Annotated in this window: 24 protein-coding genes and 1 tRNA gene; 11 read left to right on the top strand and 14 right to left on the bottom strand. The window is 76.6% G+C overall.

What is annotated here, in order from left to right; translation table 11 throughout:
- Positions 1 to 201 precede the first annotated feature (201 nt).
- The 4 genes from ACF1AK_RS11435 (at position 202) to ACF1AK_RS11420 (ending at position 3,550) form a co-directional block, all read left to right on the top strand.
- Positions 202 to 978: a Crp/Fnr family transcriptional regulator gene (locus ACF1AK_RS11435; protein WP_391498544.1), complete on the top strand. Its 777-nt coding sequence runs from the start codon at positions 202 to 204 to the stop codon at positions 976 to 978.
- Positions 975 to 2,048: a hypothetical protein gene (locus ACF1AK_RS11430; protein ID WP_391498543.1), complete on the top strand. Its 1,074-nt coding sequence runs from the start codon at positions 975 to 977 to the stop codon at positions 2,046 to 2,048. The genes ACF1AK_RS11435 and ACF1AK_RS11430 overlap by 4 nt, the downstream gene beginning before the upstream one ends.
- Positions 2,049 to 2,452: 404 nt before the next feature.
- Positions 2,453 to 2,866: a hypothetical protein gene (locus ACF1AK_RS11425; protein WP_391498542.1), complete on the top strand. Its 414-nt coding sequence runs from the start codon at positions 2,453 to 2,455 to the stop codon at positions 2,864 to 2,866.
- 36 nt (positions 2,867 to 2,902) lie between these two features.
- A complete protein-coding gene (locus ACF1AK_RS11420; protein WP_391498541.1) occupies positions 2,903 to 3,550 on the top strand; it encodes a hypothetical protein in 648 nt (215 codons plus the stop codon).
- Positions 3,551 to 3,593: 43 nt separating this feature from the next.
- Here the strand turns inward: ACF1AK_RS11420 and ACF1AK_RS11415 are convergent, their stop codons facing one another.
- The 8 genes from ACF1AK_RS11415 to ACF1AK_RS11380 form a co-directional block, all read right to left on the bottom strand.
- Positions 3,594 to 5,069 (bottom strand): dynamin family protein, encoded by a 1,476-nt coding sequence (locus ACF1AK_RS11415; protein WP_391498540.1) that lies wholly within the window; start codon positions 5,067 to 5,069, stop codon positions 3,594 to 3,596.
- Positions 5,066 to 6,010, bottom strand: a complete 945-nt coding sequence (locus tag ACF1AK_RS11410) for a hypothetical protein (RefSeq protein WP_391498539.1) — start codon at positions 6,008 to 6,010, stop codon at positions 5,066 to 5,068. The genes ACF1AK_RS11415 and ACF1AK_RS11410 overlap by 4 nt, the downstream gene beginning before the upstream one ends.
- A 4-nt stretch (positions 6,011 to 6,014) precedes the next feature.
- The gene (locus tag ACF1AK_RS11405; protein WP_391498538.1) at positions 6,015 to 8,036 is read right to left on the bottom strand and encodes a dynamin family protein; all 2,022 of its coding nucleotides are present in this window, start codon (positions 8,034 to 8,036) and stop codon (positions 6,015 to 6,017) included.
- The gene (locus ACF1AK_RS11400; RefSeq protein WP_391498537.1) at positions 8,033 to 9,481 is read right to left on the bottom strand and encodes a hypothetical protein; all 1,449 of its coding nucleotides are present in this window, start codon (positions 9,479 to 9,481) and stop codon (positions 8,033 to 8,035) included. Before ACF1AK_RS11400 ends, ACF1AK_RS11405 begins: the two co-directional genes overlap by 4 nt.
- A gap of 12 nt (positions 9,482 to 9,493) precedes the next feature.
- Complete coding sequence (locus tag ACF1AK_RS11395) at positions 9,494 to 10,549, bottom strand: hypothetical protein (protein ID WP_391498536.1); 1,056 nt, start codon at positions 10,547 to 10,549, stop codon at positions 9,494 to 9,496.
- A gap of 105 nt (positions 10,550 to 10,654) precedes the next feature.
- Positions 10,655 to 11,551, bottom strand: coding sequence for a hypothetical protein (locus tag ACF1AK_RS11390; RefSeq protein WP_391498535.1), 897 nt, complete (start codon positions 11,549 to 11,551; stop codon positions 10,655 to 10,657).
- Between the two features lie 179 nt (positions 11,552 to 11,730).
- Complete coding sequence (locus tag ACF1AK_RS11385; RefSeq protein ID WP_391498534.1) at positions 11,731 to 12,954, bottom strand: Hsp70 family protein; 1,224 nt, start codon at positions 12,952 to 12,954, stop codon at positions 11,731 to 11,733.
- Positions 12,955 to 13,250: 296 nt separating this feature from the next.
- On the bottom strand, positions 13,251 to 13,784 hold the full coding sequence (locus ACF1AK_RS11380) for a MarR family winged helix-turn-helix transcriptional regulator (protein WP_391498533.1): 534 nt from the start codon (positions 13,782 to 13,784) through the stop codon (positions 13,251 to 13,253).
- A gap of 97 nt (positions 13,785 to 13,881) precedes the next feature.
- On the opposite strand from ACF1AK_RS11380, the gene ACF1AK_RS11375 reads away from it, so the two are divergent.
- Together ACF1AK_RS11375 and ACF1AK_RS11370 are read left to right on the top strand one after the other, a co-directional pair.
- Positions 13,882 to 14,760 (top strand): NAD-dependent epimerase/dehydratase family protein, encoded by an 879-nt coding sequence (locus tag ACF1AK_RS11375; protein WP_391498532.1) that lies wholly within the window; start codon positions 13,882 to 13,884, stop codon positions 14,758 to 14,760.
- A 190-nt stretch (positions 14,761 to 14,950) separates the two neighbouring features.
- On the top strand, positions 14,951 to 15,214 hold the full coding sequence (locus tag ACF1AK_RS11370) for a hypothetical protein (protein ID WP_391498531.1): 264 nt from the start codon (positions 14,951 to 14,953) through the stop codon (positions 15,212 to 15,214).
- A 56-nt stretch (positions 15,215 to 15,270) separates the two neighbouring features.
- Here ACF1AK_RS11370 and ACF1AK_RS11365 read toward each other — a convergent pair whose 3' ends face one another.
- Positions 15,271 to 16,935, bottom strand: coding sequence for a phospholipase (locus ACF1AK_RS11365; protein ID WP_391498530.1), 1,665 nt, complete (start codon positions 16,933 to 16,935; stop codon positions 15,271 to 15,273).
- An 88-nt stretch (positions 16,936 to 17,023) separates the two neighbouring features.
- On the opposite strand from ACF1AK_RS11365, the gene ACF1AK_RS11360 reads away from it, so the two are divergent.
- From ACF1AK_RS11360 to ACF1AK_RS11350, 3 genes are all read left to right on the top strand, one after another.
- Positions 17,024 to 18,043, top strand: coding sequence for a hypothetical protein (locus ACF1AK_RS11360; protein WP_391498529.1), 1,020 nt, complete (start codon positions 17,024 to 17,026; stop codon positions 18,041 to 18,043).
- A 117-nt stretch (positions 18,044 to 18,160) separates the two neighbouring features.
- Positions 18,161 to 19,006: a hypothetical protein gene (locus ACF1AK_RS11355; RefSeq protein WP_391498528.1), complete on the top strand. Its 846-nt coding sequence runs from the start codon at positions 18,161 to 18,163 to the stop codon at positions 19,004 to 19,006.
- 29 nt (positions 19,007 to 19,035) lie between these two features.
- Positions 19,036 to 19,308, top strand: a complete 273-nt coding sequence (locus tag ACF1AK_RS11350; protein WP_391498527.1) for a hypothetical protein — start codon at positions 19,036 to 19,038, stop codon at positions 19,306 to 19,308.
- A gap of 29 nt (positions 19,309 to 19,337) precedes the next feature.
- On the opposite strand, the gene ACF1AK_RS11345 is transcribed toward ACF1AK_RS11350, so the two are convergent.
- From ACF1AK_RS11345 to ACF1AK_RS11330, 4 genes are all read right to left on the bottom strand, one after another.
- The gene (locus ACF1AK_RS11345; protein ID WP_391498526.1) at positions 19,338 to 19,970 is read right to left on the bottom strand and encodes a hypothetical protein; all 633 of its coding nucleotides are present in this window, start codon (positions 19,968 to 19,970) and stop codon (positions 19,338 to 19,340) included.
- Between the two features lie 368 nt (positions 19,971 to 20,338).
- Positions 20,339 to 21,991 carry a phosphoglucomutase (alpha-D-glucose-1,6-bisphosphate-dependent) gene (gene pgm, locus ACF1AK_RS11340; RefSeq protein WP_391498525.1) on the bottom strand — a complete coding sequence of 551 codons (1,653 nt, stop codon included), beginning with the start codon at positions 21,989 to 21,991 and terminating at the stop codon, positions 20,339 to 20,341.
- A gap of 124 nt (positions 21,992 to 22,115) precedes the next feature.
- Positions 22,116 to 22,415, bottom strand: a complete 300-nt coding sequence (locus ACF1AK_RS11335) for a YciI family protein (RefSeq protein WP_391498524.1) — start codon at positions 22,413 to 22,415, stop codon at positions 22,116 to 22,118.
- An 83-nt stretch (positions 22,416 to 22,498) separates the two neighbouring features.
- Positions 22,499 to 22,578: transfer RNA gene (locus tag ACF1AK_RS11330), tRNA-Tyr, on the bottom strand.
- Positions 22,579 to 22,896: 318 nt separating this feature from the next.
- On the opposite strand from ACF1AK_RS11330, the gene ACF1AK_RS11325 reads away from it, so the two are divergent.
- Together ACF1AK_RS11325 and ACF1AK_RS11320 are read left to right on the top strand one after the other, a co-directional pair.
- Positions 22,897 to 24,426, top strand: a complete 1,530-nt coding sequence (locus ACF1AK_RS11325; protein WP_391498523.1) for an FAD-binding protein — start codon at positions 22,897 to 22,899, stop codon at positions 24,424 to 24,426.
- 134 nt (positions 24,427 to 24,560) lie between these two features.
- Entirely contained in the window at positions 24,561 to 24,899 is a 339-nt protein-coding gene (locus tag ACF1AK_RS11320; protein ID WP_391498522.1) for an ArsR/SmtB family transcription factor, read from the top strand.
- 76 nt (positions 24,900 to 24,975) lie between these two features.
- Here ACF1AK_RS11320 and ACF1AK_RS11315 read toward each other — a convergent pair whose 3' ends face one another.
- The gene (locus ACF1AK_RS11315; protein WP_391498521.1) at positions 24,976 to 25,455 is read right to left on the bottom strand and encodes a ricin-type beta-trefoil lectin domain protein; all 480 of its coding nucleotides are present in this window, start codon (positions 25,453 to 25,455) and stop codon (positions 24,976 to 24,978) included.
- Between the last annotated feature and the right edge of the window lie 86 nt (positions 25,456 to 25,541).

Below are 25,541 nucleotides of genomic sequence, written 5' to 3'. Positions count from 1 at the left end.
CAACGCACCAAACCGACCTAACGATACGTCACATGTACGGCAGTGAGAGGTCGTTGTGCTCTGCCGCCGACCGGGCCCGGGCCCGGGCGGACCGGCGGCGCCCGGCGCTCCGGGACTGACACCGCGCCGGGCGGTGCGCTATCTTCCGTACGGAATCGCCCCGTTGGGGCGGGGTTGCCGACCGGGGTGGGGGCAGGCACCATGCACAGCGCGCACGGCGTCACCGGACCGGACAGGGGGTCGGGCAGACCCGGCGACGCCCCGCTCGCCCCCTTCCCGCGCGGACCGTTCAGCGGGCTCGACGCCGCCGACCTGCGGGAACTCGGGCGGCTCGGCACCCGGCGGGTCTACGCGCCGGGTGAGGCCCTGATGATCGAGGGCGAGCCGGGCGACCGGACCGCCCTGCTGCTGACCGGCTGCGTCAAGGTGGTCGCCGCCACCGAGGACGGCGGCGAGGCCCTGCTCGCCGTCCGACTGCCAGGTGAACTCCTGGGCGAGCTGGCCGTGCTGGACGGCGAGCCGCGCTCGGCCAGCGTCCTCGCGGTGCGCACCAGCACCACCCGGGAGATCGGCGCCACGGCCTTCCTCGACTTCCTCGCCGACCGGCCCGCCGCCGCCCTCGCCGTCCAGCGCTCGGTCACCCGCAAACTCCGCTCGGCCACCCGTCACCGGGTCGACGCCGGCCACGGCACCGGCCTCGCCCGGCTCGCCCGCACCCTGCACACCCTGCTCGGCTCCTACGGCACCCCCGGCGAGGACGGCCTGCGGATCGACATCCCGCTCAGCCACGCCGACCTCGCCGCGCTCGCCCGGCTCTCCCCCGCCAGCGTCGAACGCTCGCTGCGCACCCTGCGGAACCAGGGCGCCGTGCGCACCAGCTACCGCGAACTCGTCGTCCGCGACCGGGCGCTGCTGGCCGAGGCGGCCGGCGTCGCGCTCCCGCCGCCGCGCCTGCCGGACGGCGGTGGCCGGGCGTGAGCGGCGCGGCGGCCCCCCGGCTGCGGCGGATCTGCCTGGTCGTCGACATCGAGGCGTACAGCGGCCGGCCCTACCGGGTGCAGCAGAAGGTGCAGGAGCGGCTGGACCGCGCGCTGGACCACGCCTGCGCCCGGGCCGGGGTCGACCGGGCGCGCTGCGAGGCCCAGGACCGCGGCGACGGCCAACTGCTCCTGCTGCCGCCCGACGCCGACGAGGCGAGGGCGCTGCCGGGCCTGGTCCTCGGCCTGCGCGACGCCCTGCACACGCTCAACCGGGCGCCGGGCACCGCCGGGCGGCTGCGGGTGCGGGCCGCCCTCGCCCAGGGCGGGGTGCAGCGGGCGGCACTGGGCTTCGTGGCGCGCTCGGTGGAGACGGCCTGCCGGCTGCTCGACTGTCGGCAGGCGCGGGCCGCGCTCAAGGGCGCACCGGACACCGACCTGGCGGTGGTGGTCGCCGACGACCTCTTCGCCGACGCCTTCGCGACGGGCGGGGGCGGTGTCCCGGTGGAGGCGTTCACCCGGATCACCGTGGCCCTCCCGGCCAAGCGCTTCGAGGAGCGCGCCTGGATCGGCACACCCGGTCCGGGCGCGCTGGTGGCCCTGCCGTCGCCCGCCCCGCCCGGCTCCCGCCGCCGGGCGGCGGGCTCGGCACTGCTGCGCGGCCTCGGCGACGCCCTGGCCGGCGCCGCCCTCGGCGCGACCCCGCCGCACCACGGCCACGACGACCCGCCGCAGCACCACGAGGAGCGCCACGGGCACCACGAGGAGCGCCACGACGAGCACCACGGGGGCACGCCCGGGGACCAGCACGGGCACCACGCCGAGCATCGGCCGCACCACGGGACGGACCACCACGGGACGGACCACCACCACGACGACCCCTGGCAGCACCACGACGGCTACGACACCGACGCCTGGGCCGCCGACCCGCACCAGCACGACCCGCACCACGCGGACGCCGGCACCCCGTACGACGACCCGCACGCCCAGGACGGGCACCTCCACGGCCACGACACCCACGACCCCTACGACGGCTCGGCGGACCCCGGGTGGCACGGCCCGCACCCCTGAGGCCGCCCGGGGATCCCCCCGGCTCGGCAGCCCACGGGCACCGGGCCGGCGGGACGCCGACGCGGCACCGGCATCCACACCCACCGCCGGCCGACGGCCGCCTCCGGCTTCACCTGCCCGCCACGGGTCCGGCCCTCGGCCACGGGCGCACGCACCACAGGAGGGCCGACCGGGCCCGCGAGCACCTCCCGCCGCTCCCCCGACGTCAACGGGGCCCCACCGAAGGCGTCCTGATGGTCCATCATCTCCCGGTACGTAAAACCAGGTTGGCGACCCGCTCGCGCTCGGCGGCGGCCCCGCCCGGAGCCCCGTCCTCCTCTTGACGGCGGTGGGCCGTGTCCACCATGGTGTGCACCACTCCCCGGCACCGCTGCCCCATCGGCACTCCCCCACCCGGAGACGGCATGCGTGCATCCGTTCACCCCCGCCCCGGCCGCCCGACCGCCGGCAGCAACGCCCGCTGCTCCCAGCGGGTGCGGGTCCAGCCCAGTTCCAGCTACACGCTCTCCGCCACGGTCCGCGGGCCGTTCGCCTTCGCCGGCGTCAGCGGCGCGGCCGGCGAGAACGCCTCCACCTGGTCCGGACAGAGCGAGTGGAACGACCTGTCGGTGCAGGTCACCACCGGGCCGGACACCTCCGAGCTGACCGTGTACTTCCACGGCTGGTACGGGCAGGCGGCCTACGACGTGCGGCGGGTCTCCCTCGTCGGCCCCGGCCTCGAACCGAGCCCCTGCGGCGAGCCGGCCTCCCCGACGGCGACCGGCGGCCCGTCCTCCCCGGCGCCCTCCCCCACCTGCCGGCGCACGTACATCCCCTGACGGACGCCCGCCCCCCACACACACATCGGAGACGTCATGCGTTCAACGCGCCCCAGACCCCGCCACGCCCGCGCCGGCAGCCCGCTCGGCGCCGCCCTCGGCGCCCTGGTCCTGGCCGCCACCGCCGCGTTCGCCGTGCACGGGAGCGCCACCGCCCAGCCCGCGCCGCTGGACTGGATCAAGAACGGCGACTTCCGCTACCCGCTCGCCCTGGGCTGGGACTGCCGGGGCGAGTTCGTCCAGACCGGCCAGACCGTCGAAGGCCGCCCCAGCGGAACGGACTACGCCGGCTGCACACAGACGGTCCCGGTCGTCCCCGGCACCCGCTACCAGTTCTCCGCGTACATGTCCGGCCCCTACACCTTCGTGACCATCTCCGGGACCGGAACGGACACCGGCGAGGTGACGCTCTGGGACAGCGGGCCGACCATGAAGTCCCTGGCCACGACCCTCCTCATCGGCGACTCCCGGCAGGTGACCGTCACCTTCCACGGCTGGTACGGGCAGGCGCCGTACCAGGTCAGCCGCGTCCAGATGATCGGGCCGATCTACCCGAGCGAGTGCGAGTTCCCCACCCCCACCCCCGGCGTGCCGGCGCCGACTTCCACCAAGCCCTGCATGCCCCGGCCGACCACGCCCCCGACCGGCCCGGGGGTCCCCACGCCCACGCCCACCGGGCTCTGACCCGCGCCCCCGCCGCCCCCGCCGTCCCGGCCTCCGCCACGGGTCAGGACGGCGGGAGGGCGAAGTAGAGGCCCTCGCACAGCTCACGGGCGATCCGGGCGTAGCGGCCGACGTCGCGCAGCGGGCCGTCCTCCAGGCGGCGCCAGTCCCGGGCGGCCCGCGCCGCCGCCCGGCGCAGCTCGGCGGGCGGGGTGCCGGCGGGCAGGCGCAGCCGGGCGGCGGGCGTGCGGCCGGTGGCGAGGGCGATCAGGGCGGCGCCGGTGTCCTCGTCGAGTTCGAGCCGCTGACCGGCCACCGCGGCCAGGGCCCGGGCGAGTTCGTGGCGGCGCAGTTCCGGGTGCCGGCGCAGTTCGCCGATCCGGGTGCGGGCCTGCCGCAGCACCTCGGCGGGCACGCCCTCGCCGGTGCCGAGGGCCGCCTCGACGGCGCCCAGGGCGGCGGCCGAGCGCAGTGCGTCGGCGGCGTCGACGAAGCGCACCCGCAGGTGCTCGACGACGGCGGCGATGCCGGAGGCCGCCCGGAACTCGGCGAGCAGGGCGGCGGCCCCGACCGGGCGGCCCTCGGTGCGGGCCCGGCGGGCGGCCGTCAGGGCGGTGTCGATGCCGTAGACGCCGAGCAGGCCGGACAGCCGCTGCCGTTCGGGGCGGGTGAGCGGAGCGCCGTCCCAGTCGAGGAAGCGCCGGCCGGAGTAGAGGGCGCGGCGCAGGTCGGCGGCGGGGGCCTCGGCGAGCCGGCGGACCAGGGCGGCGTCCGGTTCGGTGAAGTCGTCGCCGAGGGCGGTCTGGGCGAGCAGGCCGACCACCGGGAGCACCGCGTCGACCAGTCCGGCGAGCCGGGCGGCGTTGGTCGCGGCGACCTGCCGGGCGCGCGGCCAGGGGTCGCCGTGGCCCTCGCCGAGCAGATCGATCCGGCTGAGCACGCCGACGGCGTTGAGCGCGGTCATCCGGCCGTCCGCCTGGGCGCGCAGGGCGCCCAGGGCCTCGGCGTCGCCCGCGCCGGGGTGCGGCATCACGTAGATCATCGCGTCGGCGCGGGCCAGGGCGTCGAGCGCGGGCTCGTCGAGGCCGCTGAGCGAGTCCAGGCCGGGGGTGTCGACGAGCACGCAGTCCCCGGCGGGCCGCAGTCCGGCGGCCTCGACGACGACCTCGGCGATCAGATCGGCGCTCACCCCGAGGTCGCGGGGGTCGCGCGGCAGGCCGCCGGGCCGCCAGCGGACGGTGCCGTCCCGCAGCCGGATCTGCAGCCGGTTGAGCCGGCCGGGCCGGAACCGGGCGACCACGGTGGTGCACTCGGTGGCCGCCGAGGCGGCGAGCCGGCGGCCGAGCAGGGCGTTCACCAAGGTGGACTTGCCCGCGTTCATCCGGCCGCCGACGGCGATCCGCAGGGTGCGCCCGGCCAGCCGCTCCTGGACGCCGCGCACCGCGTCGGCCGGCGGGCCGGGTGGCAGCCGGCCCGCCAGCTCGGCGCAGAACCCGGCCACCACCGGGGCGAGTTCGGCGCCGGGCTGCGGGGCGGTCACCGCGTCGCCGCCGGGGCGGGGGCGCCGGCCGGCGGGGCGGTGCCGCGCTGCTCGCGCTCCAGGAGTCTCGCCAGGCGCCGGGCGGGGCGGCGCAGCGCGGCGACCTCCTCCCTGCTCTCGCGCAGCCGTTCCTCCCAGGACGCGAGCCGCTTGGCCGCGCTCTCCACGCCCTTGAACCAGGAGACCAAGCTGTCGATCCCGTTGGCCTCCTTGCGCAGGTCCTTGACGACGCCCTTCGCCGTCTCCAGGCGGTCCTGCGCCTGCCGCGCCCGGTGGTCGAGCAGGGTGGACAGGCACCACAGGACCGGTACCGCGACCCCGCGCGGCGAGCGGCCGCAGGAGAGCGCGACCACTGTGCCGCGGACCCGTCCGCCGCCGGCGAGCAGTTCCTCCAGCGGGGCCGCGGCGGCCCGGGCCCGGGCCCAGTCGGAGGGGTCGGTGACGAGGTCGGACTTGGTGTAGGCGAGGACGATCGGCAGCGGGGTGGGCTGGTCGCCGACGGCGCGGTGCAGCAGCACGACGGTGCGGCGCACCTCGTCGTGGGAGTCGGGGTCGGTGGCGAGGCGGTGGGCGTCGGCGAAGACGACCACCGCGTCCGCGCCGGTGAGCCGCGCCAGCAGCTGGGCGGTCTCCGGGTCGTCGGCGGCCGAGCCGGTGAGCGCACCGCCCCGGTAGTCCGTCCAGTGGAAGCCCATGACCTCCCTGCGGCCGTGCTCCAGCCCGGCGTGGAGGCCGGTGCTCCGGGAGGTCGGCGGAGGGTAGATCCCCTTGGCCAACTGCTTTCCGGCGGCGATGAGTTGTTCGGAGGCGGCGCGGTCGGGGGTGACCATCCGGAAGCCCTTGCGGCCGGCGGCGAGGTGGGTGAACACCGCGGCGAGGTAGGTGCTCTTGCCGGCGCTGGAGTGGCCGAGGGCGACCACGCGCAGAGTGATCGGGTCCATGCGGTCAGCTCCGGTCCGGGTCGGAGGCGGCGGGGTCGGAGGGATCGGCGGGGGTGACGCCGAGGGCGTGGGCGAGGGCGATCCCCTCGTCGCGCAGGGTGGTGAGCGAGCCGATCCGCCGCCTGGCGCGGTCCCGGGCGGCGGCGAGGTCGGCGGCCTCGGTGGCGAGGTTCCGCCGGTGGTCGGCGAGTTGGCGCTCCAGCCGGAGCCGCTCGTCGGCGATCGCCCGGTCGAGCGCGACGGCGAGCCGGTCGGTCAGCTCGTCGACGTGTGCGGTGATCTGGGCGGGGATCTCGGTGCTCAGCTCGGTGAGCACCCGGTTGAGGTGGCGGGTGGCGTCGCCGCGCACCCGGCCGAGTTCGGCGCGCTGGCGACGGCGGCGGGTGAGCACGGCCAGCATCGCGTAGCCGGCCACGGCGGGCAGCAGCACGCTGCTGGTGACCAGGGCGACCACGGTGCCGAAGGTGGCGGCGGTGCCGACCGACGGGATGACGTTCTCGATCACGCCCAGGGCGCCGCCGTCGCGGTGCGTGGAGAGCACCATCTCCGGGAGGGCGACGCCGCGTTCGGCGTGGAGGACGGCGCCGTCCTCCACCACGGCGAGCTCCGCGCCGCGGCCTCCGGCGTCCGTGCGGCCGGCGTCCAGGACGGTGGCGCACTCGCGCCGGACCCGCTCCTCCAGGACGGCCAGGCCGCGCCGGGCGGCGTTGTCCAGCTGCACCCAGACCGCCTCCACCTGGGCCTCCAGCTCGGCCGGGAACTCCTCGGCCAGCGCAGCGGGTTCGGAGGTGGCGATCTTCGCCTCGCCCTGCTGACGGACGTCGTTGAGGCTGCGCCGGAAGCCGAGCTGGAGGGTGTTCTTGAGATCACGGGCGCCGGTCGTCAGGACACGCCGCCACTGGGCGCTGTCCGGCTGGAGCAGCCGCAGCGCCTCCTCGGCGCGCTCGACCTCGGCGGCCAGGGTCGGGTCCTGCTGGAGCGAGCGCAGGCCCAGCTCCTGGTCGGCGAGCGGGGCGGCGAGCGCCGCGAGGGCGACGTGCACCACGTTGGCGAGGCGCAGCTCGGCGCCGCGGGCGGCGATCCGGCGGCGCAGCAGGGCGTCCAGCGGCTCGAATCCGCTCTCGTCCAGCAGCTCGGCGGCCTCCTGGAGCCGGCCCGCCCCGGCGGCGTCGGCGGCGTCCCGGCGGGCCCGGTTGCTGACCGGGAACCAGGGGGCTCCGGCGTGCCGGGGGGCGTGCCGGGCGAGCAGTTCGCGGTTGCGTTCCAGGACGGCGGGCCAGGCGTCGTGGCTGTCGGTCTTGGTGAGCACGAACACCGTCTCGGCGGTGCGTTCGGTCGCGCGGGCGAGGAAGTCCAGCTCGGAGCGGGTGAGTTCGCTGGACCCGTCGACGACGAAGACCAGCGCGTCGGCGTTCTCCAGGGCGGCCAGGGCGAGTCGGGCGTGGCCGCTGACCAGGCCGCCGACGCCGGGGGTGTCGACGAGTTCCAGGCCGGCGGCGAGCAGCGGGACGGGCAGTTCGACCTCGACGTGGTGGACGTCGAGGCGGTGCGGGCGGCCGGTGACCGGGTCGACCGCGGCGTACTCGGCGATCCGCTCCAGCGGGATCGGCTGCGGGGGCGGCGCGGCGTCGGGGGCGGCGCCGTCGGGAGCCGCGGTGCCGGCGCCGGCGCCGGGCAGCAGGAAGGCCTCGGCGCGCGGGCGCTCGCCGTGCCGGACGACGACGTGCACGCCGGTGGCGACGTCGGCGTCGACCGGGAGGAGGTCCCAGACGCCGACCAGGCTGTTGATCGTGGAGCTCTTGCCGCGCTTCTTCTCGCCGACGACGACCAGGGAGGCGGCGCCGCCCGCGGCCCGGGCGGCCTCCGAGCGCACGCGCCGGGCGCCGTCGGCGGCACCGGCCGGCCGGTCCTCGCCGGGCGCTTCGGCGGCGGCCGTGCGGGCGGCGCGTTCGAGGAGGGCGGCGGTGCGGGTCGCGAAGTCGAGGACGCGGGCGTGGGAGGGGGCTTCGGGGCGGGGCGGGGTCATGAGGGTTCTCCCGTGGCGGGGTCGGTCCGGGCACCCGGGTCGCCGGAGGGGCTCGTCGGCGGGGCGGGCGGCGGGGTGAGGGGCGGGGTGAGGGGCGGGGTGAGGGGCGGGGCGGGCGGCGGCGGTCCGGGGTCGTCGTCGAACTCGCCGAACATGCCGGACAGGTCGGCCTGTCGCGGGTCGACCGCCCGGGTCCGCCAGCGCGGCGGCTCGTCCGCGGCCGGCCGGGGCGGGCCGGCCGCGGGCGGTGGGGCGGAGCCGGGCGCCGCGGCGCCGGACGCAGCGGAGCGGAAGGGTTCCGGCACGGGCGGCTCCGGGCGCTCCCGGCGCTCCCGGCGCTCCGGGCGCTCCGGGCGCCGCGGCTCGGGCGGCGGCTCGCCCAGTCCGTCGTACGGGTCGCGGTCCCGGTCACGACCGGGCCACGGCTCGCCCCCCGGCGGCTTCGCGGGTGCCAGCCGGTCGCTCTCCGCCCGGCCCCGGCGCTTCGGTGCGGCCTCCGGGCGCCCCGGTCCGCTCCGTCCGGTCTCCTGCGGCTCGGGCTCCTCCGACCAGAAGGCGTCGGCCATGGCCTTCCCGATCCGGCGTGCGGCCCTCCCCCATCCGGACGGTCCGGGGCGCGGTCCGGGCCCGGCTCCCGGCGTCGCACCGGGTCCCGGTTCGGCCGCGGGCGCGGGCGGCGGCGGCACGGGACGGGGCGGCGGCGGGGGCGGGGGCGGCAGGGGCCGCAGCAGTTCGTAGCCGTGGCAGTCCGCGCTGGTCAGATGGGTGAGCCGGTCCGCGTCGGCGTCCGTGCGGCGGCGGCAGCCGGTGACCAGTACGCACCGGCCCGGCCCGGCCGCGGCGGCCACCCAGAGGCCGGGCGCGTCCGCCTCGGGCAGCAGGTGGCACCCGGCCGGAAGGGCGGGCCGCCAGACCACCGGCGGCGGCGCCGCCCCGGCCGCGAGCGGCGCCCGCTCCGGCCACGGCGCGGCGACCGCCCGGGTGGTCCGCGGCTCGGCCTCCTCCCGCCCGGCCGCCTCCCAGGTCTGCGCGGTCCACTCGGCGTACACCGGTCCGGCCCAGTCGGCCAGGTGGCCGGCCAGCTCGGCGAGTGCGGGGACCCGCCCGCCGCTGCCGGCCGACGCGGGCCGGTACCAGCCCACGAAGCCGTACAGCGGACGGCCGAACCGGTCCTGCACCATCACCCGGCTGATCAGGTCCAGCTCGCAGGCGGCGCCGACCAGGACACCCTGGTCGTCACGGTGCAGCAGGAAGCGCGGGCCGTGCTCCAGCCGGCTCCCGCCGGCCACGGCGGCGCGCACGGCCTCCCCCACCGGGCCCTGCCGGTCGACCCCGGCGGGCAGCGCCCGCCACCACTGGTCGACCCGCAGGGTGCGGCCGTAGACCACCGCCGACCAGCCGTCGGCGTTCTCGGGCCCGGGCCCGTGGGTCGTGCTCCTCGTCATGGCGTTCGCCCCTCAGTCCGTGAGCAGCCGGCCGTCGCGGAAGATGGCGACCCCCCGCAGCTCCTCGTCCAGCTCCCGGCAGCGCTCCTGGGCGCGCTGCAGGTCGGCCGAGGTCGCCGAGCTGCTGGCGAGCAGCCGGTCGATCTCCTGCCGGGCGCTGTTCTTCTGCGCCCCCTTGAACAGCCCGCCGAACAATCCCTGGCTGAGCGCCGCCAGTTCGCCGCGCGAGGCGTCGAGGCTGCCGGCGAGCCGGGTCATCTCCTGCCGGTTCCGCACGATGCCCTCGCTGAGGTAGTGGCGGAGGCTGAAGATGATCGGCAGGTGGAGGTTCTTCGGGGCGATCCGGCTGGCGTCCACGGTGGCCTGGGCCGCCGCGCCGAAGTTGCCGAGCTGGACGGCGCAGAGCGCCACCGTGACGCCCTCGGCGTCGTCGCCGCCGAGGACCGGGACCAGCTTGGCGAAGTTGCGGCCGGCCGTCTGGAGCGCCTCGGCGGGCCGCAGGCCGGTGCGCTCCGCCAGCAGGTCCGCCTTGGTGAGCAGGACGGTGACGCCGGGGACCGGGTCACCGTCCGCCAGCCGGGCACTGAACACCCGGGAGATCGCGCGGCTGAACCGGGAGATCTCCATCGGGTCGTCGTCCCGGTCGAGGCTGCCGGGCGCGCCGTGCTTGATCCACTCGGCCACGTGCTCGGAGTCCAGCGCCAGGATGATGCTGTCGGACCGCATCAGCCGGTCCTCCAGCAGCGCGACGTCCTCGGCCGCGCCGCGCCGGTCCAGGGCGGCGTTGCCGCGGAAGTCCACGCAGTCGATGGTCATGAGGTCGCGCATGCCCCGGCGGAACACGAACTCGTAGGAGATCGGCCGGTCCGAGGTGGCCTTGGGCATCGTGCCGGTGCGGCGCAGCCGGGCCCAGTCCTCGGCGAGGTCGAGGTCGAGATCGGGGTCGGTCGTGTAGAGGTAGTAGCCCTGGACGCCCATGGAGAGCCGGTTGTACATGCCGTGCAGGTAGGCCGTCTTGCCCGAGCCGCTGGCTCCGAGCATGGTGAGGGTGAGGGTGGGGACCGTCATCGTGCGGTGTCCTTCGTCTGGCGGGGTCGGTGGTCGGTCGGTCGTCGGTGACGTCGTTGCCCGGTGGCGCTGTTCGCCGGTGGTGGGTCGGTCCGATCGGAGCGCTCAGAACGCGAGGACGTCCTCCAGCAGTTCGCCCAGCCGGTCGGCCGGTTCCACCAGCGGTTCCAGGCGCGCGAGTTCGGCAGCGGCCCGGGCGCGGTCGCGGTCGCGGATGGAGGCCCAGGACGGTTCGTCCTCCCACCAGCTGCTGAGCCGGTCCCACAGGGTGTCGCGCTGGTCGGCGAAACGGGCGGAGGCCATCAGGCTGTCGATCGAGGCGGACAGCTCCATCGCCCGGCCGATGATCCCGAACCGGAGCGTCCAGAGCACCGGCAGCGCCACGCCCTCCGGCTCCGGCCCGCAGACCAGCGGGATGAACGCCCCCTGGATGTGCCGGGTGTCCCGGACGGCCTCGATCAGCGGCACGAACGGTCCGACGAAGCGCTCCTCCGCGTCGGGCGCGCCGAGGTCGACGAGGTCGGTCTTGGTGAGGGCGATCACCAGCGGGGTCACACTCTCCTCCCGGTCGGCGACGGCCTGGTGGACGCGGACGACGAGCCGGCGGACGTCCTCGGCGGCCTCGGGGTCGGTGTCCAGGCGCAGGGCGTCGACGAAGAGCACGATGCCGTCGGCCGCGACCAGGTCGTCGTGCAGGCGGGCGGCCTGCGCGCTGGAGCGGCGGTGTTCGGTGAGCGCGCCGCCGCGGTGGTCGGTCCAGCGGAACGGGAAGACCTCGTCGCCGTCGTGGCAGAGCACGAACTCGTAGCAGTGCGGCCGGTCGCTGGCCCTCGGGTAGCGGCCGCGCAGGATGGCGCGGGCGTCGGCCAGCAGCGAGCGGTGGGCGTCGCGGTCGGCGGTGCGCAGGGTCATGCCCTCGACGCCGTCGCACATGGCGGCGTACATCAGGGAGAGGTAGCTGGTCTTCCCGGCCGCGCTGTGGCCGAGCATCACGATGTCCATGCGGTTCCTCGCGGTTCTCGCGGGTCCTCGGGCGGGTGGTGCGTTTTCGGGCAGGGCGGGGCCGGGCACGCCGGGGCCGCGGCAGGGCGCGGAGCGGCGGCGAGGCCGTGACGGCGGCGGGCGGTGACGGTGACGGTGGTGGTGCGACGGGTCGGTGACGGGGCGGGAGCGCCGGCGGCTCAGAACCAGAGCTCGGGATCGACCTCGTCCGGGTAGTGGGTGACGCTCCAGCGGCGGGCGGCGGGCTCCTCGGCGCCCGCCCGGTCGGAGCCGACGTCGGTGTCGGGACCGCCCGGGGCCGACGGCCCGGGCGGAGCGGGCGGGTCGGTGAGCGCGCCGAGGGCCACGGCGGCCTTGGGATCGGCGGCCAGGTCGGGCATCCGGCCCAGCCAGGCGGCGACCAGGTCGGCGACCGGCGGCGTCAGGCTGGCGGCCCCGCAGAGCACCACGGCCCCCAGCCCGTCCGGGGTCAGCCCGGCGCGGGCGACGGTCCGCTCCAGCAGCCCCACCGAGGCAGTGAGCGCGGGGGTGACGGCCGCCCGGTACTCTCCGCCCTGGACCACGAACGGATCCGGGTAGCCGGGCACCGCGAGGTACACCGTGCCGGTCTGCGACAGGGATTCCTTCGCCAGGGTCACTTCGCGTGCGAGCTGGGACCTTTGGTGAGCGGCCGCGGGCGCCGGGTCGGACCACAGCCGCTGCCAGGGCCCGGGGTCGAGGTCCAGCGCACGGTCGCGGAGCAGTACGAACAGGGCCTGGTCGAGGTCACGGCCGCCGAAGTCGGGGTCGCCGGCCACCGCGACGGCCCGGAAGCCGTCCGCCTCCCGGCGGAGCACGGCGATGTCCACGGTGCCGCCGCCGAGGTCGTAGACGGCGATCGGTGCGCCGCCGTCCGCCGGGGCGGCGTCCGCCGCGTGGAAGCGGGCGGCCGCCACCGGTTCCGGCAGCAGGTCCGGCGCGTCCAGACCGGCCCGCCGGGCGGCCTCGACCAGCCGGTCGAGGTCCCCCGGCGACCAGTCGGCGGGGTGGGTGAGCACGGTGCGCGCCGGCGCCGTGCCGCCGCGCCGCGCCCGGGCCCCGTCCGCCGCCCGGGCGAGCACGGCGGCTGCCAGGTCGACGGTGGCCACCTCGCGGTCGTCCAGCAGCACGGCCGGCTGCCGCAGCAGCGCCCGTTTGGGGTGCTGCTCGGCGCGTTCCGGGCGCTGGGCGGCGAGTTGCACGGCGGCCCGCCCGGTGAGCAGCCGGCCGTCGTCGTCCAGGCAGACCAGGGACGGCAGATAGCGGCTGTTCTCGGTCTCGACCGCCGCCACCGCCCCCGGCCCTGCCGCCCCGGACTGCTCGACGCGCACGGCCGCGGTGGTGAAGCAGGTACCGAAGTCGATCGCCAACGACCAGTCAGACACGTTTCCTCGCAAGGGAGTTGCGGCGTCACGGGGCGCACGGGCAGGCACCGGAAGCCGGAACTCCGGCACCCCCGCGCAGGATGGTAGGGCCCCGGGGGCAACGGTGGAGAAACTCAGCACATCTTGTAACAATGGCATGGCCATTGCCGGTCGGGTGCCTCCCGGAGCCGCCCCCTCGGGCGGCGCCCCGCTCCCCCGGACCGGGGCGCCGCGACCAGTCTCGGCCCGGCGCTCGGCCGAAACACCGTCAGGTGACCGAATCGGCACGACTTCCCGGCGGCTCCCCCGCCGGACGACTACCCCTCGGCCGGGTCCTCGGCGTGGTCGCCGAGGGCGAGGAGGACCCGGCGCAGCAGACCGGCGAGCTGCTCGCGCTCGGCGGCGGTGAGCCCGGCGAGCTGGCGCTCCTCGCCGGCGAGGTGGTGCTCGACGAGGCGGTGGGCCAGCTCCTCGCCGGCACCGGTCAGCGAGATCAGCACCCGGCGGCGGTGGGCGGGGTCGACGGCCCGGTCGACCAGGCCCTTCTCCACGAGACGGTCGATGCGGTTGGTGAGCGCCGCGGAGCTGACCATCGCGGCCGCGCTCAGCTCACCGGCGTTGAGGACGTGCGGCGGGCCGGAGCGCAGCAGGGTCGCCAGGACGTCGAACTCCCAGGGCTCGATGCCGTGGGCGGCGAGGTTGTCCTTGATTCCGCGCTCCAGCAGCCGCGAGGCGCGGGAGATGCGGCCGATCACCGCCATCGGGGAGGCGTCCAGGTCGGGGCGGACCGCGCGCCACTGTGCGGTGATGCGGTCGACGCCGTCGTGCTGCTGCGGCTGCTGTTCCGTCATGCACCGATCCTAACAGTTCGACGTGGAAATGTTTGACAGTGCCGATCCCGCGTGCCTATAGTTTCGATATCGAAATTTTCGACAGAGGTGGAATGTCATGAAGATCCTGCTCACCGGCGCCACCGGCTACATCGGCACCGCCGTCGCCGAGCACCTCACCACCGCCGGCCACCAGGTCGTCGCGCTCACCCGCAACCCTGAGCCGCAGCCCGGCCGGGGCTGGCACGCCCAGGTGGTCGGCGACACCGCCGACCCGGCCTCGCTGGCCGGCGCGGTGACCCCCGACATCGAGGGCGTGATCCACCTGGCTCCCCCGAGCGGCGACGCCGATGTGGACACCGCCGTCATCGCGGCGCTCGCCGCCCCGCTGCGCGGCACCGGCCGCCCCTTCGTCTACACCAGCGGCGTCTGGGTGCTCGGCGCCACCGGCGAGGCCCAGGAGGTCGACGAGGAGACCCCCACCGACCCGATCGACATCGTCGGCTACCGCCCGCGGATCGAGCAGCGCGTCCTGGCCGAGGCCGCCGAGGGCGTGCGCGCGGTCGTCGTGCGGCCCGGCATCGTGTACGGCCGCGGCGGCGGCATCCCCGCCCTCCTGGTCGACCGGGCCCGCGGGCAGGGGGCTCCGGAGTACTACGGCGAGGAGGGCGTGCGCTGGCCGACCGTCCACGTGGACGACCTCGCCGAGCTGTTCGTGACCGCCGTCGAGCGGGCCGGCGCCGGGACCCTCTGGCACGGCGTCGGCGAGTCGGCCGTCCCGGTGCGCGAACTCGCCCGGGCCGCCGGCCGCGCGGCCGGGGTGCCCGGCGACCCGCAGCCGGTGCCGGTGGAGCAGGCCGCCGAGGTGTTCGGCCCGCTCTTCGCGAGCGCGCTCGCCCTTGACCAGAGCGTCAGCGGCGCCGCGGCCCGCACCGCGCTCGGCTGGAAGCCGGAGCGGCAGGGCGCGGTGGCCGAACTGGTGTCGGGCTCGTACTGACCGCCCGACCGGCCGGCTCCGGCACGGGGCCGCCGACGGGCCCGCCGCCCACGGGGGGCGGCGGGCCCGTCGGGGGGCGCGGCGCCCGCGCGGGCGCGGACCGGGCGCGCCCGGCGCGCGGCCCGGTCTCTGCCATCGGCCACCCGGCCCCCGGCCGGAACCGGCCGGGTGACGGACCGGTTGCACTCGCGTGAAGCACCTCCGCCGCGCCGTCCGCGGTACCGCACATCTCGTCACCCGCCTCTGCTCCGCCATCGAGCGCATCGACGCGCGCGCCGACGCCGCCCTGAGGGCCCGGCTGCGCCCGCTCGTCACCCGGCTGGCCGCCCTGCTGCAACGGATGGCCGCCGCCAACTGCAGCGACGCCCTCACCCGTCACCTCCCCTGCCGCGCCGCCCGCGAGCGCACCCGGGACCGCTCCGCGGCCACCGGGTGCTCGCCGCTGGACGACTGACCGGCGGGCGTCGGACCCACGGGGCCGTCACCGGACCCCCGGCCGCCGGGCGGCGCTCAGGCCCGGCAGAGGCCGGTGGTCCAGTCGACGGTCGCCGTGGCGCGGGAGTACTGCCACTCGGGGCCGAGCAGTTCCCGGTCCAGCTGGGCGGCGGCGCCCCGGTCCTCCACGATGTGGCCGTAGTCCTGGAGCCAGGCCGGATAGAGGTTCTTCGAGCCGATGTAGAAGGCCTCGTCGTCCACCGCGACCAGCTTGTGGTGCAGCGCGTACGGGCGGCCGTCGGCCCAGGTGGCGGCGGGGGCGGCGCGGAAGGTGGCGAGCTGGAGGTTGCCGCACAGCGCGGCGGCCGCCCGGGCGCCGTCGCCGGTGAGGGCGGTGAGGCGGGCCTTGAGCAGGTCGCCGATCTCGGCGAGCGACCTGATCTGGGAGTAGCCGCCGCTGCCGACGGCGCCCCGGTTGGCCGGGTCGCTGACCACGATCCGCACCTTCACGCCGTCGGCGAGCTTGGCGGCGAGCGTGTCGTAGAGGCGGGCGTCGTAGCGGGCGAGGGGCGGGCACGTGGCGTTGAGGTCCTGCTGGGAGACCTCGACGTGCCGGCGGGCGCTGCCGACGAGAGCGCGCAGCGCGTTCTCCTCGGGGTTGACCGTCTCGTAGTCGCGGTCGGCGTTGGTGTGGTCGTGCAGCGCGAGCGCGCTGCACCGGGCGTCCGCGGCCCCGGGGACGGGCCCGGGGCGGTAGGCGGACCCGGGGTCGGCGTCCTTGATCCCGACGCCGAGGCCGCCGACGGCGATCACCGGGACGGTGCCCGCGGCGGGGGCCGGCGGGTTGAGCTCGCGCTCGGCCGACGGACGGCAGGCGCCGCCGTCGGAGGAGGCGAACCAGGCGTTGTCGAACACCCCGGTGCGGGCGCAGGTCCACTCCCAGAGGGTGTCCAGGTAGCGGGCGGCGGAGGTGGCGGCGGGGCCGGCCAGCGCAAGGTCGACGTCCGAGACGGGGTGGGCGGTGTCGAGGTAGTCGTCCTTCCAGCCGTTGACGCCACCGGAGATGACGGTGCGTCCGTCGACGACGAGCAGCTTGGAGTGGTTCCAGGAGAAGGCGGTGCGCGAGGCGGTCATCGAGGCGATGGTGAGGCTGACCGAACCGGCCGCGGAGCCCAGCCGGGAGACGAGCTCGTCCCGGTACCGGGAGGGCAGCACGGTGGAGTGGTAGACCGGCGCGGCGCCGACCAGGATGCGCACCACGGGGCGGTGACCGGCGGCGACGGAGGCCTTGAGGCCGGCGACCAGGGCGTCCTGGAACCCGCCGTCGGGGAACGGCGCGAGGGTGGAGAGGTCGACGGTGCGGGTGGCGGCGGAGACGTCGGCGGTCATCCTGGCGAGCAGCGCCCGGGTGCCGGGGCGGTCGGCGCAGGTGGCGTCGCCCCAGCAGCCGGGCGTCTGGAGCAGCCAGCCGGCCGGGCCGGCGGGGTTCGCGGCTCCGGCGAGGCCGTTGCCCCCGGTGCGCTCCCACACGGTGCCCTCCAGTCCGGGGGACACCTCCCGCAGGACGCGTTCGACGGCGTCGAGGTGGGGGGCGGCCGGGCCTGCCGTCGCCCCGGCGGCGGCAGCGGGGTCCGCGTGGGCGGGGGCGGCCGGGGCGGCGGCGAGCAGGGTGGTGGCCGCGGCGGCGGCGAGAGCGGTGCGCAGCGCGCGACCGGAGCGGCAGGAGCCGGGTCGGGACACGTGATGTTCCTTCAGCGAGGAGCGGGCGGCGGGTCGTTCACCCGCCGGACGCGGCCACACTACCCACAAGTAATATCCGGTCCAATTTGTGCATGACAATCAGCCACCGGGCCTGATCCGCACCCGCCGACCGGCCCCCGTCGACCGGCCCCCGCCGTTCGCCGGGCAGGCCCGGCGGCCCGGCACCGCGCCCGCCCCCGGCCCGTACGGCGTGCCGGACCGGGCCCGGGGCGGCGCCGGCCCGTACCGTCGGCGCATGTCCTTCGGCCTGCTCGCGGCGCTGGCCGCCGCCCTGCTCACCGGATCCGCCACCGTGCTGCAGGCGGTCGGGGCGCGGCGGGCCGCCGCGGGGCAGCGGCCCGGCGGGGCTGCCGCGCTGGCGGGGACCTTGCGGCAGTGGCCGTTCCTCGCGGGGATCGGGATGGACATGCTCGGCTTCGGCGCCGAACTCCTGGCGCTGGAACGGCTTCCGCTGTACGAGGTGGAGGCGGTGCTCGCCTCGGCGCTCGCGGTGACCGCCGTCGGCGCGGCCCGGGTGCTGGACGTGCGGCTGCGGCGCAGCGAGTGGGCCGGGGTGGCCGCGGTGTGCGCGGGGCTGTGCGTGCTCGCCGTCAGCGCCGGGCGCGACGGGCCCGGGCACGGCACCCCGGCGCTGCGGCTCGGTACGCTGCTCGTCGCGTTCCTGCTGGCCGGCGCGGGCTGGGCGGTCGTACGGCTCGGCGGGCGCCGCCGGGCGCCGTTGCTGGGGCTGGTCGCCGGTCTTCAGTTCGGCGTGATCGGCGTCGCCGTGCGGGTCCTGCCGGACCCCCGGCTGCCGGACCTGCTGACCGAACCGGCCGCCTACGCGATCGTGTGCGCCGGGCCGGCCGGCTTCGCCGCGCTCACCTGGGCGATGCAGAACGGGTCGGTCACGGCCGCGACGGCGGCCATGGTGCTCGGCGAGACGCTGGGACCGGCCGTGATCGGCGTGCTGCTGCTCGGCGACCACACCCGCCACGACCTCGAACCGCTCGCCGTCGCGGGCTTCGCGGCGGCGGTGTCCGGGGCCCTCACCCTGGCCCGCTTCGGGGACGCCGAACAGCCCGCCGCCGCCGACGCGGCGCCCTGACCGCGCCCCCGCGGACGGGCCGTCAGCGGTCACGGTCACGGGGCGGTTCCGGTCCGGTCGGCGGCGGTTGCCACGGCGGGTGGCCGGGTAACCCCGGGGCGGGACGGAGGCGGCAGCATGGCGCTCTACTGCGAACTGTGCGGCAGCGGCACGGACGGGGCCGAGCGGCTCGGCCGGTACTGCCCGGGCGAGTACTGCGGCACCGATCTGCGGGCCGGGCCGGACGCGGGTGTCCGCGCCTGGTGCGAGCCGCCGCGCCGCTTCGGGACCGCCGGCGCCACCGTCACCCTGGACCTGCTCGTCCACAACGAGGGGCCGCGCCCGACCGGCTTCCGCCTCGAACCCGTCGAACCCCTCGAAGGCCGGCTGGACTTCGACCGGCGGGCCGTCGAGGAGCCGCTGCCCGCCGGGGCGACCCGCCGGATCGAACTGCGCTGCACCCTGCCGCCGGTCCTCACCGGGTCGGGCCCGGACATCGCCTCCCGCTTCGGCGTCCCCGGGGCCGGGGCGGCGGGGCAGGTGCACGGCACGCCGCACGTGCGGGTCGGGGTGGCCCTGCGGGTGGTCGCGCTCGCGGCCCGCCAGGGCGCGGCGTGCGCTGCGTTCGCGGTGGACGTGCCCGAGCGGCCCGGGCTCGGCGGGGACGGGCGCACGCGGGACGGGGGCCGGACCGCGCAGGGCCTCGACGGCGGGCCGCCGCCCGCGGCGGCGCCGCAGCCCGCCGGCCCCGCTGCCGCCCGGCGCACCGGCGGCTGCGGGGCCCTGGCGCTCGCCCTGCTGGTGGCCGTCGCCCTGGCCCTCGTCGCGGTGGTCATGGTCCTCGGCGCGGGCCCGGGAGCGGCTTCGTCCCACCCGGACACCGCACCACCCCGGAGCGCCGACGGCCGGCCGGGCACACCAGGGTCGACGTGCGCCGGCCGGCCCTGTTTCCGGTTGCCGAATCCGGCAGCGGATGCACCCTGAAAACAGACGACTGCTACCCGGAGGTTGCCATGGCGACGCTGTACCGCGAGGGCAAGGCCGAAGCCCGCGAAGTCGAGATCTTCCGGATGGACCTCGAAGAGAGCGATCTGGAGGCGATGCGGGCCGATCCCGAGCGGTTCGTCAGGGATGCGCTCAAGGACCATCTGAGCCTGGTGAACGGCGTTTCCATCGATGCCCGCGTGACGGCCGGCCTGACCGGCGGTGAGAGCGTGTCGGGGGTCATCGTGCACCATACCGTCAGCGGCAAGTGGGAGTCCTGGGTCGAGGTGACCCGGATGTAGGGACACGCTCCCCGCGGGTCCCGGCCGGGTCAGCGGCGGTTGCGGCCCGTCAGGAAGGCGATGCCCCACGCCGCCAGCGCGGCGATCGCCAGCCCCGCCAGCGAGATCCACTCGGACCCGTCCCAGCCGCCCCACCACGCCTTGGCCGGGCCGAAGGGCTCGTGCTCCAGCATGAACCGGAGGCCGTCGGCCCCGCTGTCGCGGAGCACCAGGAAGGGAACCGCGTTGGCGTAGCCGAAGAAGGCGCCCAGTGCGGCCACCACGGCGCCCGCGATCCACGCGCCCGGGCTGCGGCGCCCGACCAGGCCCACCAGCAGGCCCACCGCCGCCCCGTTGACGAGGGCGTGCGCCAGGTAGAGCGTGTGCACGCCGCCCCGGGACCGGTGGTCGCCGAAGGTGAACACGAAGATCGCGCTGTAGATCGCCGCGACGACGAGCGAGACGGCGAAACCGAGGAAGAACGCGCCGACCGGGCTGCCGGAGCTGCGGGGCGGCGCGTACGGCGCGGCCTGCCCCGGATACGGCTGGCCCTGGTACGGCGGGCCGGGGTACGGCTGCCCCGGGTACGGCTGCGCGACGCCGTAGGCCGGCGGCTGCTGGGGCCGGGTCGGCTGCTGGTACGGGTGGGGTTCGCCGTTCGGGTACTGCGGCGGCTGGCTCACGTGGTCCCCCGGGTGAAGACGTGGCGGAGAGGTCCGGCCGGTCGGACCGGTCGGATCAGTCGGATCGGCCAGTCAACCTACCAACGGGGCGGCGGCGGGTCAGCAGCTCCGGCCGCACGGGGGCCCCGGCCATCAACGGCTCACCGGCCGGGCGCGCCCCGCGGGGGGGGGCCCCCCCCGGGGGCGGCCCCCCGGGGGGGGCGGGGGCCCCCGGGGGCGGCCCCGCGCGCCCCCCCGGCACCCCGGGGGGGGGGGGGGGCGGGGCGCGGGGGGGCGGGGGGGGGCCCCCCCCCCCCCCCCCCCCCCCCGCCCGGGGGGGGGGGGGGGGGGGCCCCCCCCCGGCCCCCGGCCACCGGGGCGTGCGCGGGTCAGCCGTCGGCCGGACCGGCGAGCACCCCGTTCACCAGGGTGCGCGCCTCCTCCTGGACCCGGGCCAGGTGCTCGGGGCCGTGGAAGGACTCGGCGTAGATCTTGTAGACGTCCTCGGTCCCGGAGGGGCGGGCGGCGAACCAGGCGTTCTCGGTGCACACCTTGATGCCGCCGATGGCCGCGCCGTTGCCCGGGGCCTCGGTGAGCACCGCGGTGACCGGCTCGCCCGCGAGGTCCCCGGCCGTGACCTGCTCGGCCGACAGCCGGGACAGCAGCGCCTTCTGCTCGCGGTCCGCCGGGGCGTCCACCCGGGCGTACGAGGGCGCGCCGAAGCGGTCGGTGAGGTCCCGGTAGTACTCGCTGGGGGTGCGGCCGGTCACGGCGGTGATCTCGGCGGCGAGCAGCGCGAGCAGGATGCCGTCCTTGTCCGTGGTCCACACCCCGCCGTCGCGGCGCAGGAAGGACGCCCCGGCCGACTCCTCGCCGCCGAAGGCGATCGAGCCCTCCAGCAGGCCGTCGACGAACCACTTGAAGCCCACCGGCACCTCGACCAGCTCGCGCTTCAGGTCGGCGGCGACCCGGTCGAGCATCGAGGAGGACACCAGCGTCTTGCCGACGGCCGCGTCGGCGGGCCACTCGGCGCGGTGGCGGTAGAGGTAGTCGACGGCGACCGCGAGGTAGTGGTTGGGGTTCATCAGGCCGCCGTCCGGGGTGACGATGCCGTGCCGGTCGGCGTCGGCGTCGTTGCCGGTGGCGATGGCGTACTCGTCGCGGCGGGAGATCAGCGAGGCCATCGCGGAGGGCGAGGAGCAGTCCATCCGGATCTTGCCGTCCCAGTCCAGCGTCATGAAGCGCCAGGTCGGGTCGGTGACCGGGTTGACGACGGTCAGGTCGAGGCGGTGGGTCTCGGCGATCCGGCCCCAGTAGGCGACGGAGGCGCCGCCGAGCGGGTCGGCGCCGATCCGCAGACCGGCCGCGCGGACGGCGTCCAGGTCGAGGACGGAGACCAGGTCCTCGGTGTAGGCGGTGAGGTAGTCGTGGCGGCCGGTGGTGGCCGCGGCCAGGGCGCGCGCGTACGGGACCCGCTTGACGCCGCGCAGGCCCTCGCGGATCAGGGCGTTGGCGCGGTCCTGGATCCAGCCGGTGGCCTCCGAGCCGGCCGGGCCGCCGCTCGGCGGGTTGTACTTGAAGCCGCCGTCGCGGGGCGGGTTGTGCGAGGGGGTGACGACGATGCCGTCGGCGAGCGAGTGCGGGTTGCGCCGGTTGTGGGTCAGGATCGCGTGCGAGACGGCGGGGGTCGGGGTGTAGCCGTCGGCGCTGTCCAGCAGCACGGTCACGCCGTTGGCCGCCAGCACCTCGACCGCGGTGGCCTGCGCGGGCTCCGACAGCGCGTGGGTGTCGGCGCCGAGGAACAGCGGTCCGGTGATGCCCTCCGCGGCGCGGTACTCGCAGATCGCCTGGGTGGTGGCGGCGATGTGGTCCTCGTTGAACGCGGCGTCCAGCGAGGAGCCCCGGTGGCCGGAGGTGCCGAACGCGACCCGCTGGCCGGGCTCCTCCGGGTCCGGGTGCAGCGTGTAGTACGCCGTCACCAGCCGCGCCACGTCCACCAGGTCGCCCGGCTGCGCCGGCTGTCCGGCCCGTGCGTGTGCCATCGTCTACTCCCACTGGATCTTTCGCCGTGCGCCGGCCCGCGGCCCGACGCGTCCTTGCCCCGTGCTCACCGATCGTAGCCAGTGCACGACCGGTCGCCGAACCGGGGCGGCCCCGTACGGGTGCTCAGGCGGGGAGCTGCTGGCGGTGGGGTTCGAGGGCGGGCGCGACGGTGGTGGCGAGGAACTCCGTCACCCGGTAGGCCACCAGGCCCTCGACGGCGAACGGGTCGGTGGCCGCGAGCGCCTCGATCGCCGCCCGGTCCTCCCCCACCGCGAGGATGACGCCGCCGTCGCGGGGCACCTTGCGGCCGGAGGCGAGGAAGGCGCCGCTCCCGTAGTGACGGCCGAGCCACTCGACGTGGGCGGGCAGCAGCGCGTCGATGCGGTCGAGCGGCGCGGTGTAGGTCAGCTCCAGGACGAACATGCGGCCGAGCCTATCCACTCCCGGCCCGGGGCCCGAAGCGCACCGCCCCGGGCCGTGGGTACGGCCCGGGGCGGTCACCGAGGTGGGCGAGGATGGATTCGAACCACCACAGCCGAAGCGGGGGCTTTACAGGCCCTTGGGCTCTCCCAGGCCCAGCTCGCCCTCGGTTGTCGTTCCTTGATCCCGACGACTCCACTCTCCCTCGATCACCGGGGCCGGACAACCGGATTTCCGGCCACCGCGCCCGTCCGGCCACGCCCGGACGGCCCGCCGTTCCCGCTGGCCGGCGGGCCGGGACCGGAGCCGGGGAGTGTCCGGATCTTGTCCCCGGTCCCCGACGTGGTGTAGACCGCTCCCCGCCCCGGCACGACGGTGCACCGGACGGACCGTCACCGAAGTGTTCAGGTCGGGCCTATTGCGCGTGTACGCGCCGCCTGCGATACAACACTGCTCATATGACGATTGATCGGAGATTTCTGTAATGAGCAACTCAGCCCTGCCCCGCCGCAGTGTGATCGTCGGCGCGGCGGCCACCGTCGTCGGCTGGAACACCGTCGGCCGCTCCTGGGCCGTCGGGACGGCGCCCGCCGGGACCGCCGGGGCCCCGGCCGAGGCCCCCGCCGGCGCGGCCGGCGCCACGTTCGCCGCACTGCCCCGGCTGGACGGGACCCTGGTGGCCGACGCCGGGACGCTGGCGCGGTTCGGCGGGGACTTCGGGCACCTGGTGACCTCCGCGCCGCGGGCCGTCCTGCACCCGGGCTCGGTGCGCGACGTCGCCACGCTGGTCGCCTTCGCCCACCGCCACCGCATCCCGGTCGCGATGAACGGCCAGAGCGGCACCGGCGGCGCGACCGGGCTGGAGTCGCACTCCAGCTACGGCCAGGCCGCCGCCCGCGACGGCGTCGCGATCGACGCCCGCGGGCTGAACCGGATCGTCCGGATCACCCCCGGCCGCGCCGTGGTCGAGGCGGGCGTCACCTGGGCGCAGCTGACCGACGCCGCGCTCGCCCAGGGCTGGATGCCGCCCACCCTGACGGACTACCTGCACCTGTCGGTCGGCGGCACGCTGAGCGTCGGCGGCATCGGCGGCGGTGTGCAGCGGTACGGCTTCCAGACGGACACGGTCGAGTCGGTGGACGTGGTCACGGGCACCGGCCGGCTGGTGACCGCCTCGGCGAGCGACAACCGCGAGCTGTTCGAGGCCGTGCTCGGCGGCGGCGGGCAGGCCGGCCTCATCGTCCGGGCCACCCTGCGCCTGGTGCGGGCCCACGAGCGGGCGCTGGTGCTCAACCTCTTCTACGACGACCTGGCCGACTACCTCGCGGACCAGCAGAAGCTGATGCTGGAGCAGCGCTTCGACCTGCACGTCGGCGATGTCTCGCGCAACGCCGCCGGGACCGGCTGGCGGTACAAGGTGGAGGGCGTCGTCCACTACGACGGCACCGCCGCGCCGGACCGCGCGAAGCTGGTGAGCGGCCTGCGCTGCGTGGCGGCCGACACCACGTTCCTGGACCAGACCGCGCGCGAGTACGCGTTCCGGGTGGACGCCTTCGCCGGGTACCTGCAGTCGGCCGGGCTCTGGTCGCAGCCGAAGCCGTGGCTGAGCCTGTTCCTGCCCGCGTCGACCACCGAGGCGTTCATGCGCGAGGCCACCGCGCTGCTGACGCCGGAGGACCTGGGCGCCGGCCTGCTGCTCTTCTACCCGTTCCGCACCGACGTGTTCACCCGGCCGCTGACCGTGATGCCGGACGAGCCGGTCGGCTTCCACTTCGACCTGCTGTCCTTCCCGTTCCCCGGCGCCGACCACGCCGCCGCGCTGCGCCGCAACCGCCGGCTGTACGACCTGGCGGTGTCGCTGGGCGGCAAGCGCTACCTGATCGGCGCGATCCCGGACGTGACGCGCACCGAGTGGCGGCGCCACTACGGGGCCCAGTGGGGGCGCGCGGTGGCCGCCAAGCACCGCTTCGACCCGGCCGGGATCCTCACGCCGGGCCAGGGCATCCATTCCTGACCCCCGCACGCCCGACGCCCGTCCGCCGCACCCCGTCCGTGGTTCACGGGGGTGCGGCGGACGGGCGGCACCCCGGGCGGTGCGGGCCGACGGCGGCGTGGGGTCCCCATCAACCCTCGCGTTACGGTGGGGCCATGAGCTACCGCCATCCCGCCCGCGAGCAGATCCGGATCGAACACGTCCTGACCGCCCTCGGCAACCCGGTCCGCCTCTCCGCCGTCCGCGTCCTCGACGGCGGCGGGTCGCACAACTGCGGGAGCGTGCTCACCGCGATCGGCATCACCGCCAAGTCGACGATGACCCACCACTGGCGGGTGCTGCGCGACAGCGGCGTCATCCACCAGCAGCCCTCCGGCCGGGAGAACCTGCTGCGCCTGCGGCGCGAGGACCTCGACGCCCGCTACCCGGGACTCCTCGACGCCGTGCTGTCGGGCGCCCGCGACGACGAACGACAGGACCCCGCCGCCGGCTGACGTGCGCGGCGGCCGTGCCCGTGGCTGCTGCGGCCCGCCCCGGACACGGCCCCGCGCGGACCGCCCGCGGGCCGGGTCAGACGAGCGCCAGGCTGATCTGGTCGTTGAAGACCACCCAGTGCTGACCGCGGTCGTTGACGTCGCACGGCTTCACCGAGACGTTCGGGGTGCCCCACGCGTTGGCCAGACAGTACGCCGGGGCGAACGTGAGGGAGATCTGCTGGCCCGAGACGGTCCAGTACTGCCCCTGGTCGGTGGGGTCGCAGGGCTTCGTCGAGAGGTTCGGGGTGCCCCAGGCGTTGGCCAGACAGTAGGCCCGCGCGTTGCTGAGCGAGATCTGCTGGCCCGAGAGCGTCCAGTGCTGGCCCTGGTCGGTGGCGTCGCACGGCTTCGTGGAGAGGTTCGGGGTGCCCCAGGCGTCCGCCAGGCAGTAGCGGCCCGGGATGCGCGGCGACGGCGCGGCGGCGTCGGACGCCCCCGCCTGACCGGCCTGGAGGAAGGACGCCGTCAGCGCCAGCGCGGCGACGGCCAGGGTCTTGCGGAGTGCGATGGCCATGGGGGGCTCCGTTCTCACGGTGGGAGGGCATGCGGCGCACGCGCCACCAGGGGGGATTCGTCGGCTCGGACCCGAGCGCACGGTCA

It is taken from the genome of Kitasatospora sp. NPDC015120 (genome assembly GCF_043080305.1).
In the GTDB taxonomy this organism is placed as follows: domain Bacteria; phylum Actinomycetota; class Actinomycetes; order Streptomycetales; family Streptomycetaceae; genus Kitasatospora.
This window is presented reverse-complemented; position numbering and strand designations above follow the sequence as displayed.

Excerpts from the sequence above, each read along its gene's own strand:
- ACF1AK_RS11375 (WP_391498532.1), top strand. The coding sequence starts at position 13,882 with ATGAAGATCCTGCTCACCGGCGCCACCGGCTACATCGGCACCGCCGTC.
- ACF1AK_RS11435 (WP_391498544.1), top strand. The coding sequence starts at position 202 with ATGCACAGCGCGCACGGCGTCACCGGACCGGACAGGGGGTCGGGCAGA.
- ACF1AK_RS11320 (WP_391498522.1), top strand. The coding sequence starts at position 24,561 with ATGAGCTACCGCCATCCCGCCCGCGAGCAGATCCGGATCGAACACGTC.
- ACF1AK_RS11405 (WP_391498538.1), bottom strand. The coding sequence starts at position 8,036 with ATGACCCCGCCCCGCCCCGAAGCCCCCTCCCACGCCCGCGTCCTCGAC.
- ACF1AK_RS11390 (WP_391498535.1), bottom strand. The coding sequence starts at position 11,551 with ATGGACATCGTGATGCTCGGCCACAGCGCGGCCGGGAAGACCAGCTAC.
- ACF1AK_RS11420 (WP_391498541.1), top strand. The coding sequence starts at position 2,903 with ATGCGTTCAACGCGCCCCAGACCCCGCCACGCCCGCGCCGGCAGCCCG.
- ACF1AK_RS11380 (WP_391498533.1), bottom strand. The coding sequence starts at position 13,784 with ATGACGGAACAGCAGCCGCAGCAGCACGACGGCGTCGACCGCATCACC.
- ACF1AK_RS11350 (WP_391498527.1), top strand. The coding sequence starts at position 19,036 with ATGGCGACGCTGTACCGCGAGGGCAAGGCCGAAGCCCGCGAAGTCGAG.
- ACF1AK_RS11355 (WP_391498528.1), top strand. The coding sequence starts at position 18,161 with ATGGCGCTCTACTGCGAACTGTGCGGCAGCGGCACGGACGGGGCCGAG.
- ACF1AK_RS11410 (WP_391498539.1), bottom strand. The coding sequence starts at position 6,010 with ATGGACCCGATCACTCTGCGCGTGGTCGCCCTCGGCCACTCCAGCGCC.
- ACF1AK_RS11425 (WP_391498542.1), top strand. The coding sequence starts at position 2,453 with ATGCGTGCATCCGTTCACCCCCGCCCCGGCCGCCCGACCGCCGGCAGC.
- ACF1AK_RS11315 (WP_391498521.1), bottom strand. The coding sequence starts at position 25,455 with ATGGCCATCGCACTCCGCAAGACCCTGGCCGTCGCCGCGCTGGCGCTG.
- ACF1AK_RS11400 (WP_391498537.1), bottom strand. The coding sequence starts at position 9,481 with ATGACGAGGAGCACGACCCACGGGCCCGGGCCCGAGAACGCCGACGGC.
- ACF1AK_RS11335 (WP_391498524.1), bottom strand. The coding sequence starts at position 22,415 with ATGTTCGTCCTGGAGCTGACCTACACCGCGCCGCTCGACCGCATCGAC.
- ACF1AK_RS11325 (WP_391498523.1), top strand. The coding sequence starts at position 22,897 with ATGAGCAACTCAGCCCTGCCCCGCCGCAGTGTGATCGTCGGCGCGGCG.
- ACF1AK_RS11395 (WP_391498536.1), bottom strand. The coding sequence starts at position 10,549 with ATGACGGTCCCCACCCTCACCCTCACCATGCTCGGAGCCAGCGGCTCG.
- pgm (WP_391498525.1), bottom strand. The coding sequence starts at position 21,991 with ATGGCACACGCACGGGCCGGACAGCCGGCGCAGCCGGGCGACCTGGTG.